Raw genomic sequence first — 10,735 nt, 5'->3', positions numbered from 1 at the left:
TCCTTCGCTGACGGCTCCCTTTAACCCGCCGAGCGGGCGGAGATGACGAGGTCCTCGTCATCTCCGCCCGCCCGAGCCGGGCAGGTGGCTGCTGCTGCCCCTAGTTCACGTCCTCATCCACCCAGTCGAAGGTCTTGGTGACGGCCTTCTTCCAGTTCCGCATCTGACGATCGCGTTCCGCACCATCCATGGTCGGTTCCCAACGCTTGTCCTCGGACCAGTTCGCGGCAAGCTCGTCGGTGTCCTTCCAGAAGTCGACGGCGAGGCCCGCGGCGTAGGCTGCGCCCAGCGCGGTGGTCTCCGTGACCTTGGGGCGGATGACGGGAATGCCCAGGATGTCTGCCTGGAACTGCATCAGCGCATCATTGGCAACCATGCCGCCGTCGACCCTCAGGTCCTCCATGTTGACGCCGGAGTCAGCGTTGGCGGCGTCGAGCACTTCGCGGGTCTGGAAGGCGGTCGCTTCCAGGGCGGCACGTGCGATGTGGCCCTTGTTCACGAAGCGCGTCAGACCGACGATCGCGCCGCGGGCATCCGACCGCCAGTACGGTGCAAAAAGTCCCGAGAAGGCCGGAACAATGTACACGCCGCCGTTGTCCTGGACAGTCTTGGCGAGCTGCTCCACCTCGGGAGCGCTGTTGATGATCCCAAGGTTGTCGCGGAGCCACTGGATCAGCGAACCGGTGACGGCGATGGCCCCTTCCAGTGCGTAAACGGGCTTGGCATCGCCGAGCTTGTAGCAGACGGTGGTGAGCAGGCCGTTCTTCGAGTGGACAATCTCCTCACCGGTGTTGACGATCATGAAGTTGCCGGTTCCGTAGGTGTTCTTGGTGCCGCCCTTCTCGAAGGCAGCCTGGCCGAACGTGGCAGCCTGCTGGTCCCCCAGGATGCCCGCGACGGGCACCTCCCGGAGCAGCTGTGAGCTGTGCACCTTGCCGTAGACCTCGGAGGATGAGCGGATTTCCGGCATCATCGAGGCCGGTACGCCGAATGTGTCAAGGATGGCGGAGTCCCAGCTCAGCGTCTCGAGGTCCATGAAGAGGGTGCGTGAAGCGTTCGTCACATCGGTGATGTGCACCCCGCCGTCGGTCCCGCCGGTGAGGTTCCAGGTCACCCAGGAATCGGTGTTGCCGAACAACAGGTCCCCGGCGTCGGCCTTCTCCCGTGCACCCTCGACGTTGTCGAGAATCCACTTGATCTTGGTTCCGGAGAAGTAGGTTGCCAGCGGCAAGCCGACCTGCTGCTTGAAACGTTCAACTCCCCCGTCCGCCGCCAGCTCGTCCACGATGGGCTGGGTGCGGGTGTCCTGCCAGACAATGGCGTTGTAGACGGGCTTGCCGGTGTTCTTGTCCCACACCACCGCTGTCTCACGCTGGTTGGTGATGCCCACTGCGGCGATGTCGTGGCGGGTCAGGTTTGCTTTGGAAAGTGCGTTGCCGATGACTTCGCGGGTGTTGTCCCAGATTTCCATCGGGTCATGCTCCACCCAGCCGGCCTTCGGGAAGATCTGCTCGTGCTCCTTCTGACCGGAGGACACAATGTTCCCCTGGTGGTCGAAGACGATCGCGCGGCTTGAGGTGGTTCCCTGGTCAATGGCGATAACGTACTGCGGCATTAATTGCTCCTCGTTGAGTTTGGTGCGGGGTTGGTTGGACGGTGGCGGTCCGGGCGATCCGGACCGCCGGTCGGTTGTAGGTCAGGCTGGGGCAGGGAAAGTGACCATCATGGCAACCAGGCCGCCGAGCAGGCCGCCGATGATCGGCCCGACGACGGGAACCCAGGCGTAGCTCCAGTCGCTGCTTCCCTTGCCCCGGATAGGCAGGAAGGCATGAGCGATGCGTGGGCCGAGGTCACGGTTGGGGTTGATGGCGTATCCGGTGGGTCCACCGAGCGATGCGCCGATACCGACGACGAGCAGAGCCACCGCAAGAGGGCCGAGGCCGGACGGCGTACTTGCAAAGGCAAGGATGACGAAAACGAGCACAAACGTGCCGATCACCTCAGTCACCAGGTTCCACCCGTAATTCCGGATTGCGGGGCCCGTCGAGAAGACACCGAGCTTGTTCGCCGGGTCGGGTTCCTCGTCGAAGTGCTGCTTGTAGGCGAGCCAGCAGCCCACCGCACCCAGAATGGAACCGAGCATCTGCGCAGCAAAATAGGCGAGCGCATTGACCAGGTTCTTGTCCACTCCGGGAGCGAACTCGCCCACGTCGCCGTTGGCCCAGAGACCGACGGTGACGGCGAAGTTCAAGTGGGCCCCGGAGAGCGCGGCGACGTAGACACCGGCGAAGACCGCGAGTCCCCAACCGAAGTTGACCATCAGGAACCCGCCGTTATTTCCCTTGGTTCCCGCCAGCGCGACGTTGGCCACCACGCCTGTACCAAGCAACAGCAGCATGAACGTGCCGAATGTTTCGGCGACGAATACTTCCAGAGACATCTTTGACTCCTCCATTGATTCAACTGTGGGCCGATGCGGCCCCGGTGCCGTGATGGTCGCGACACCGTGTAACTCCCCCGGCAGCTGTTGCCGTTGGTTCCCAGCCGCCTCAAACGGCTGGAGGCTGCCCAGGACTCAGGCAACCAAACTTTGCACACTCACCTTGTGCTTCTCCTGCAGGACACGGCGTGTTTCCTCGACTTCACGCTTCCTGTCCGACTCGGACCAGCCAAGGAGCCCGCCCAGGACATCAGCGATTTCCTCCACGAGTTCGGCCGACAGCAGACCGTTGAAGGCCAGTGCAGTCCGCCTGATGAGCACGTCTGAAATGTGCTGCACCTGCTCGTGCCGGACCATATATTCAAGCTCGCGGGTTGAGACTTCACGGGTGGTCTGCAGGGGTGCGTCTCCCCCTTCGGCGAGAAAGGCAGCAACGCCGGCGGCGCGGGTGCCATAGCGCCCGAGCAGGAGCCTGACACGTTCCGGGGGCAGACCTGCACTGTTGGCCTCGATCCAGGCCGCGACGTCGCGGGGTTGCTGCGGGAAAGCCAGCCCCCCGCCGATAGGCAGGGCCGCGGTGGAGACTGTCCGGCCCCGCTGCAGCAGCTCGAGCACCTCATTTGCGAGGTGTTCGGAGAGTGCGCGGAAGGTTGTCCACTTGCCTCCGACCAGGCTGAGAATGGGGCGTCCCGAGGTGGTGCCGCGTTCGATCCGGTAGTCCCGTGACACAAAGCCGGGCTGCGTGTCGTCGTGGCGCGGCAGCGGCCGCACTCCCGAGAAGGAGTAGACAATGCTTTCCCTGCTGACCCGTACGGTCGGAAACACGTGGTGGATGAGGTCGAAGAAATAGTCGATCTCGGCGTCGGTACACACGGCCGGGGTATCCATGTCCGTCTCGATGTCCGTGGTGCCGACCAACACCCGCTCGCCCATGGGATAGATGAGGACGATTCGTCCGTCGGAGTGCTCGAAGAATATCTCCCGCCCGTCGCAGGCCGCCAGCAGCTCGGGATGGTCGAGCACCACATGGGAACCCTTCGTTCCGCCCATGAAGCTGCTCCCCTGCCCGAGCGCACTGTTGGTGCCATCCACCCACGCGCCGGTGGCGTTGACGACGACGTCCGCCTGAATGGTCAAGACGTCACCGGAGAGCTCGTCGCGGAGCACCACCCCGTCTGCGTTGCTTCCGACCGCGCTGACGTAGTTGACCGCCCGCGAGCGGGGGTTGGCGGCCAACCCGTCCTGGAGGACGTCCAGGGTCAATCGCTCAGGGTTGTGGACCGAGGCGTCGAAATAGGTGGCGGTGTACTTGACATCGGGGCGCAGCCTGGGGAGCTGCTGAAGGGATTTCTTCCGTCCCACGAACCGGTGGCGGGGCACCGTTCCGCCAGCGCGGGAGAACGCGTCATACAGGGTTAGCCCCGCCTTGATCAGGACGGCGCCGCGCTCACGGGGAGCTCCCTGCCGGTGGGTCAGGAAGCGCAGGGGCGCCGCCATGATTCCGGAGAACGTGCTGAATATCGGGATGGTTGTCTGGAGCGGCTTGACGTAGTGCGGCGCGAGTTTGAGGAGCGCGTTCCGCTCGATCACTGATTCGCGTACCAGCCGGAACTCGCCGTTCTCGAGATAGCGGATGCCGCCGTGGATCATGTGGGAGGAAGCGCCCGAAGCGCCCTGGCAGTAGTCGCCGCGTTCAACGAGCGTGACGTCGATGCCCTGCAGCGACAGGTCACGGAAGGTCCCGACCCCATTGATTCCGCCTCCGATGATCAGTACGGAGGCCTTCCCGCCGTCCCTGAGCTGCTGAACGCTCTCGCGCACTGGACGGTTCTGTTCTGCCGACGGCGTCGTCGACCCGGTGCTGTTTCTCACGGGCTGTCAGGCTCCTTGACTGTGGTGGTGGTTTCGGGATCTGACCCCTATTCTTTTGAGCATTGGGAATATTCGTCAATCACTTTGCACAAACGTGCACATGCCCCCGGAGAAACCTGTGAGCCCTGCCGCCCAAAATGGTGCCAACCGCGCAAATGTCCGCAATTCCGATCCGACGCCGCCGCGGAGCCGTGACGCCTTGCGTGCGGCCCAGATGTACTACCTCCAGGACCTGACAATGAATGCGATCGCCAGGGAATTGCGAACCTCGAGGTCCACCGTGTCGAGGCTGCTTTCCATGGCGCGCGAGACCGGACTGGTACAGATCCAGATCAACAATCCCCTTGACCGTGCGCCGGCACTCGAGCGTGAAATCCGGAACAACTTCGGTGTCGATGCACACGTGGTACCCGTGACGGATCTGGTGAGCGATTCGGACGTGCTGGACCGCGTGGCCATCCAAGCGGCCCGGACGCTCGGTCCGCTGGTTGATTCCAACGCGATCATCGGGGTTGCGTGGGGCTCGACCATCAGCGCGGTCAGCCACCACCTCACCCGCAAGGTCACCCATGACAGCACTATCGTGCAACTGAACGGTGCCGGCAATACCCAGACAACAGGAATCACGTACGCCAGCGAGATTCTCCGCAGGTTCGGTGCGGCCTACGGTGCGCGGGTTGAGCAGTTCCCCGTTCCGGCCTTCTTTGACCATGCTGAGACGAAGACAGCAATGTGGGCTGAGCGCAGTGTGAAACGCATCCTCGACCTGCAGGAGCGGATGACCATGGCGATCTTCGGCGTAGGCTCCACCGGATCCGGTATACCCAGCCATGTATACGCGGGCGGCTACCTGGATGAGGAAGACCTTGCCATCCTGCGCCGGAACCAGGTTGTCGGCGATGTGGCGACCGTCTTCTTCCGCGCAGACGGTTCGCACAGCGACATCGTGCTCAATGAACGAAGCACCGGTCCCGACCTCGGTATGCTGCAGCAGGTCCGCAGGCGGATCTGCGTGGTCTCGGGCGAGTCGAAAATCAATGGACTGCGCGGCGCACTCGCCGCAGGACTTGCCACGGACCTGATTCTTGACGAACGCTCGGCCCGAACGCTGGTGCACAACAGCTAGTCCGACGCGCGCGGCAGGACCCTGCATCTGCGCCGCCGCCGCTCGGTAGAGTCAGGGTATGCATAAACCCGGCAAGGTATCGCTTTCCAACGGTGTGGTCATGGACCGGTTGGGGTATGGCCTCTACAAGGTGCCCGCGGATGAGGCACACGGGCTGAGTACACTCGCGCTCGAGGCAGGATACCGGCTTCTCGATACGGCGGCGATGTACGGCAATGAGGAAGGCGTGGGCCGCGCGGTCAGGGACGCGGTGGACGCCGGCTACGTGGACCGGAGCGATATCTTTGTCACCTCCAAGGTATGGAACGACAGCCACGGCTACCGTGCCACCCACGAAGCCTTCGACGAATCCCTCAAGCGTCTCGGTCTCGATTACCTCGACCTTTACCTGATCCACTGGCCGTGTCCGGGCAGGGACCTGTATGTCGATTCCTGGCGGGCGCTCGAGGAGCTCTACGCGAGCGGTCGCGTGCGCGCCATCGGAGTGTCCAACTTCCAGCGCCACCATCTGGAGAGGCTACTGACCGAGACGGAAGTTGTCCCGGCCGTCAACCAGATTGAACTCCACCCGTTTCTCCAGCAGGAAACTCTCCGGAAGTTCAACGCAGAACACGGAATTCTCACTCAGGCGTGGAGTCCGTTGGGTCGCGGAACACTGCTCAACAACCCCACCATCACGCATATCGCGGCCAAGCACCGCCGGTCTCCGGCGCAGGTTGTCCTCCGCTGGCACCTTCAGATCGGAGGCACCGCGGTGGTCAAGGCAAGCTCCAGGGACCGGATCGTGGAGAATCTGCACATTGAGGACTTTGCCCTCGACCCGGTAGACCTGATTGCCATCGCACAGCTCAACTCGGATACGCGCGTCGGTTCCCATCCGGATCGGGTCAACTGAGGTGGTGTCGCTCACCCGCGCCGCTAATGTACGGACAATCCGGATGGACGGCGGCCTTCGACGGTTCTGGGACTTCCCCGCGGTGCACAGCACCGCAGAGGGCCCGGCCATCTTCATGGTGCACGGATTCCGCGGCGATCATCACGGACTGCTGCGCATCGTCGAGGCGCTCCCGGAACATCGGGTTCTCGTCCCTGATCTCCCCGGCTTCGGGCAGTCCGATCCCCTGCAGGGAACACACGACGTCGCCGCTTACGCTGCCTTTGTGCGGGGCGGTGTGGACCGGCTCGCACTCGGGAGCCGGACTGTGCTCCTGGGCCACTCCTTCGGTTCCATCATCGCCGCCAGGGCGGCGGCCGATGCCCCGGATGCTTTCTCCTCGCTGGTCCTGGTCAACCCGATCAGCGCCCCGGCGCTCGAGGGATCAAGCCGGATGGCTACGCGCCTGGCCGAACGGTACTACCGGGCGGGCGGAGCCCTGCCGGAGGGCGCAGGCCAGGCGCTCCTGCGCAACCGGCTGATCGTACGGGCCATGAGCGAGCTGATGGCGAAGACCGGGGACCGCCGCCTGCGGCGCTGGATCCACGCCCAGCACAGGGCCTACTTCAGTGCGTTTGCCTCACGCGAGGTTGTGTTGGAGGCATTCACCGCGTCGATCACCGCCACGGTCCGCGACAGCGCTTCCAGCCTCAACCTGCCCGTCCTGCTGATCGCTGCGGAGAAGGACGATCTTGGGACCGTCGAGACGCAGCGTGGACTCGCAGCGTTGATCCCCGATTCCACCCTCGTGGTCCTGCCCGGGGTAGGGCACCTCGTCCATTATGAAAAGCCCGATGCTGCTGCAGCGCACATCACCGACTTTGTGAAGTCGAGGGTCCGATGAGGGTCGTGATCGACGCGCGGTTCACCCGCACAGACCACCATGACGGCATCAGCCGCTACGGCGCCAGCCTGATCGAGGCCCTCTCCCACCGTGCCGACGTGACCATGCTCATCCACGACCGCCGCCAGCTTGCACTGCTGCCGCAGGTACCGCACGTGATGATCAACAGTCCCCTCTCCCCTGCTGAGGTCTTCATCGCCCGGCGGATCAACGGCCTCCGGCCGGACGCCGTGTTCTGTCCGATGCAGACCATGGGCTCGTTCGGGCGCCGCTACCCGCTGGTGCTCACCCTGCACGACCTCATCTACTACCAGAACCGCACGCCCCCGGGGTTCCTTCCGCTGCCCGTCCGCGTCCTCTGGCGGCTGTACCATCTCGCGTACTGGCCGCAACGGGTCTTGCTGAACCGGGCGGACGTTGTTGCCACCATCTCGGAGACCACCCGTGCCCTGATGCAGCAACACCGGTTGACGCGCCGCCCGATCCGCATTGTGGGCAACGCGCCGCAGCCGGGCATGGTGCCCCGGTCCGCCGGACCCGCGCCGGCAAGGACCCTGCTCTACATGGGTTCCTTCATGCCCTACAAAAACGTGGAAACCCTCCTGGCAGGTATGGCGGGGCTGGACGGTTACACGCTTCATCTCCTGAGCCGGATCACCCCGGAGCGGCGGCGCGAGCTGGAAGCGCTCATACCCGCCGGCGCAGAGGTTGTTTTCCACAATGGAGTGAGCGATGACGACTATGATCATCTGCTGCGCTCCGCCACCGCCCTGGTGACGCTCTCCCGCGCCGAAGGGTACGGACTACCCGTCATTGAGGCGATGGCAGTCGGCACCCCGGTCATCGCCGCCGACACGCCGATCTTCCGCGAAGTGGGGGGCAGCGCGGCGCTGTATGTCCACCCGGACTCCCCCGCCGGGTTCAGCAGGGCGGTCCGCACACTCGACGATCCGCGCCGCTGGGAGGCTGCCTCAGAGGCCGGCCGAGCACAGGCCGGCAGCTACACCTGGGAGAAATCCGCTGATTCACTCCTCGCGGCACTGGAGGAAGCCGTTCAGGCCCGGGGAAGCGCGCCCCGTCCAACGCGCTGTGAGGGCCACTGACTTTCGAGGGTCACTGACTAGAGAAGCTCGGCAGCGTCCACCCGGACATGGACCGGTTCGCTGGTTCGCCGGGCCGACAATGATGCCCGGCGCGACCGCAGGGCACCCACCACCTCCGCAGCGTCCCGGTAGCGGAAGAACAGCAGGGTGCGATGGGATCCCGCCGCGGACTGCTGGCCCGGCTTCTGCGCCGGCGGAGGACCTGCCGCGTCCCGCACCGCGGTGGGCCCCACAACCCTGCACGACGGCGGCAGCTGAAGACCGTCGATGAATACGGCCAGTGCCTCCAGTGAGCCGGTCAACGCCGCATACCGGACAGCCGGCGGCAGTCCCAGGTCAGTTCTGACCGCCAGTTCGCGCGCAGCCGCACCGTCCGGGTCCCAGCGGACGAGGTGACCGGCAGCGACGTCGTCGTCCGCGGTGACCACCACCACCCCACCGGCAGACGCCGGACGGGCAAGGACCGCTGCGTTGAACCAGCGCTGGAGGGTGGCAGCAAGAGCGCGCAGGGATTCCCGGCCGAGGAGGGCGTTGCCGTCCAGCAACAGCACGGCGGCATACCCGGAGGCAACCACCGGCTCGGCACCCGGGGTTGCCACAACCACCCGCGGTGAATCATCAATCCGGTCGATGATGTGGTCCCCGGACGAGGACACGACGACGGCCCCGGGGAAGGCCCGTCCCAGCTCCTCCGCGGTCCGCGCGGCGCCGCTGACTGTCGAGCGGAGCCGTCCTCCCTCGCAGTTGAGGCAGCGCCACCGGTGCTCGGGCCGGCCGCACCAGCGGCATGCCACCGCGGACCCGCGCCCCGACTGCGCCAGCGGCCCGGCGCAGTGCCGGCAGCGCGCAGGTTCCCGGCACTCCTGGCAGGCCAGCGCCGGCGAGAAGCCGGTACGCGCCACCTGGATCAGCACCGGTCCGCGCTGCAGTCCATCGCGGGCCGCACGCCACGCTACGGGAGGAATCCGCACCTGGTGGGTCAGCGGCTCGTGCTCGGCGTGGAATGTGTCGGCTGAATGCTGGACGCGGGGGGTGAGCCGGCGCGTGGTCTGCCGGTCCGCGGAGACGGACCGCGCCCAGCCCGAGTCGACCAGCCGCTGGGATTCGACGCTTCGCGACGGCGCCGCGAAGAGCAGGCCGCAGGACTGAAGTTCGCTGCGCAGCAGCAGCACGTCGCGCACGTGCTGGTAGGGGGCACGCGGTTCACTGTGGGAATCGTCGCCGTCGTCCCAGAGGCACACCAGCCCCAGATCGCGTACCGGCGCGTACGCGGCGGACCGGGTTCCGACCGCCACGCGCACGTCCCCGTGCAGCAACCGGAGAAAGCTGCGGTATCGCGGGGTGGGCCCGTCCTCGGCTGTGAGCCGCACAAAAGCGTCGGCGCCCAGGCGGTCCCGCAGGGCCTCCTCGACGCGGGCCAGATCGCGCTGGTCCGGAACGACGACGACGGCGCCCCTCCCGCCTGACCAGACGGCGTGGACCGCCTCGGCAATTTCAGCCGGCCACCCGGCCGGCCCGTAACCGCCGAGGGTGGTCAGGACGGCACGGGGACTCTCACCCGCAGCCAGCCTCGCCGGGAAGGACCCCCCGTTGGCGTAACGGGCGTACAGGGACGGTGGGGCACCTCTCCCCGGGGTCGGTGCAGGAGCGGTATCGGGGGCGGCCTGCGGGCTGCCGGCGCTGAATTCCTTTTCCACCCGAGCCACCCGCGGGGGCACCGCCGATCGGAGGACGTCGCTCGTTGAGCCTGCATACCTGGCCGCCACGGCCTCGGCCAAGGCCAGTATCTCCGGGGTAACAACCGGCTGGTTGGACACCACCCGCGCCAGGGGCAGCAAACGTGCCGGGCTGTCCGAGACCGCGCGCCGCTCGACGAGGAACGCCGCGTGCTCCCGCCCGGCGAACCGGACCTTGACCCGGGCACCCGGCACCGCGTCGTCGTCGTACTCCGCTGGGACCAGATAGTCGAAGGGCCGGTCCAGATGCGGCAACGGTGAGTCGATGATCACCCGGGCGACCGGAAGCGTGGCAGCGACAGGCGATTTCCCGCGCGGCGCAGCGGGGGCGGTAAAGCCCTGCAGCAGGGACAGCTGCTGCCCGTGATCGGAACTCATCGGCTCGAAGCTGACCTGCTAGGCGTTGAAGTAGCTCTTGAGCTCGTCAATGCGGTCGGTCAGTTCCCAGTTGAAGCCCTCACCCTCGCGGCCGAAGTGGCCGTGGGCGGCGGTCTTCTGGTAGATCGGCCGGAGGAGGTCAAGAGAGTTGATGATGGCCAGGGGGCGCAGGTCGAAGATGTCGTTGATCGCTGAACTGATTGCGGCGGGATCGACCTGCTCGGTTCCGAAGGTCTCAACGTAGATTCCCACCGGCTGCGCCATGCCGATCGCGTAGGCGATCTGGATTTCAGCACGGCGGC

General features: G+C 65.7%; 9 protein-coding genes. 4 read left to right on the top strand and 5 right to left on the bottom strand.

Features of this window, described 5'->3' with window-relative positions:
- Window positions 1–100: 100 nt before the first annotated feature.
- From glpK to X803_RS0103280, 3 genes are all read right to left on the bottom strand, one after another.
- Window positions 101–1,615 carry a glycerol kinase GlpK gene (gene glpK, locus X803_RS0103290; RefSeq protein WP_026544016.1) on the bottom strand — a complete coding sequence of 505 codons (1,515 nt, stop codon included), beginning with the start codon at window positions 1,613–1,615 and terminating at the stop codon, window positions 101–103.
- An 81-nt stretch (window positions 1,616–1,696) separates the two neighbouring features.
- The gene (locus X803_RS0103285) at window positions 1,697–2,440 is read right to left on the bottom strand and encodes an MIP/aquaporin family protein (protein WP_026544015.1); all 744 of its coding nucleotides are present in this window, start codon (window positions 2,438–2,440) and stop codon (window positions 1,697–1,699) included.
- Between the two features lie 135 nt (window positions 2,441–2,575).
- Window positions 2,576–4,261, bottom strand: a complete 1,686-nt coding sequence (locus X803_RS0103280) for a glycerol-3-phosphate dehydrogenase/oxidase (protein ID WP_084033327.1) — start codon at window positions 4,259–4,261, stop codon at window positions 2,576–2,578.
- A gap of 265 nt (window positions 4,262–4,526) precedes the next feature.
- Here X803_RS0103280 and X803_RS0103275 point away from each other — a divergent pair, with 265 nt between their 5' ends.
- The 4 genes from X803_RS0103275 to X803_RS0103260 are packed head-to-tail and all read left to right on the top strand — an operon-like array spanning window position 4,527 to window position 8,319.
- Window positions 4,527–5,438: a sugar-binding transcriptional regulator gene (locus X803_RS0103275; protein WP_051470407.1), complete on the top strand. Its 912-nt coding sequence runs from the start codon at window positions 4,527–4,529 to the stop codon at window positions 5,436–5,438.
- A gap of 58 nt (window positions 5,439–5,496) precedes the next feature.
- Window positions 5,497–6,333, top strand: a complete 837-nt coding sequence (locus X803_RS0103270) for an aldo/keto reductase (RefSeq protein ID WP_026544012.1) — start codon at window positions 5,497–5,499, stop codon at window positions 6,331–6,333.
- Window positions 6,334–6,337: 4 nt separating this feature from the next.
- Window positions 6,338–7,216, top strand: coding sequence for an alpha/beta fold hydrolase (locus tag X803_RS0103265; RefSeq protein WP_253907383.1), 879 nt, complete (start codon window positions 6,338–6,340; stop codon window positions 7,214–7,216).
- Window positions 7,213–8,319, top strand: a complete 1,107-nt coding sequence (locus tag X803_RS0103260; RefSeq protein WP_026544010.1) for a glycosyltransferase family 4 protein — start codon at window positions 7,213–7,215, stop codon at window positions 8,317–8,319. The genes X803_RS0103265 and X803_RS0103260 overlap by 4 nt, the downstream gene beginning before the upstream one ends.
- 17 nt (window positions 8,320–8,336) lie before the next feature.
- On the opposite strand, the gene X803_RS0103255 is transcribed toward X803_RS0103260, so the two are convergent.
- Window positions 8,337–10,433: a primosomal protein N' gene (locus tag X803_RS0103255; protein WP_026544009.1), complete on the bottom strand. Its 2,097-nt coding sequence runs from the start codon at window positions 10,431–10,433 to the stop codon at window positions 8,337–8,339.
- Window positions 10,434–10,451: 18 nt separating this feature from the next.
- The coding region (locus X803_RS17505; RefSeq protein ID WP_035777762.1) for a methionine adenosyltransferase domain-containing protein at window positions 10,452–10,735 on the bottom strand (284 nt) is incomplete at its 5' end.

Source organism: Arthrobacter sp. 35/47, from assembly GCF_000520475.1.
Lineage (GTDB): Bacteria > Actinomycetota > Actinomycetes > Actinomycetales > Micrococcaceae > Arthrobacter_D > Arthrobacter_D subterraneus.
This window is presented reverse-complemented; position numbering and strand designations above follow the sequence as displayed.

Coding starts and splice junctions, on each gene's coding strand:
- glpK (WP_026544016.1), bottom strand. CDS start 1,615: ATGCCGCAGTACGTTATCGCCATTGACCAGGGAACCACCTCAAGCCGC.
- X803_RS0103285 (WP_026544015.1), bottom strand. CDS start 2,440: ATGTCTCTGGAAGTATTCGTCGCCGAAACATTCGGCACGTTCATGCTG.
- X803_RS0103275 (WP_051470407.1), top strand. CDS start 4,527: ATGTACTACCTCCAGGACCTGACAATGAATGCGATCGCCAGGGAATTG.
- X803_RS0103270 (WP_026544012.1), top strand. CDS start 5,497: ATGCATAAACCCGGCAAGGTATCGCTTTCCAACGGTGTGGTCATGGAC.
- X803_RS0103260 (WP_026544010.1), top strand. CDS start 7,213: ATGAGGGTCGTGATCGACGCGCGGTTCACCCGCACAGACCACCATGAC.
- X803_RS0103255 (WP_026544009.1), bottom strand. CDS start 10,433: ATGAGTTCCGATCACGGGCAGCAGCTGTCCCTGCTGCAGGGCTTTACC.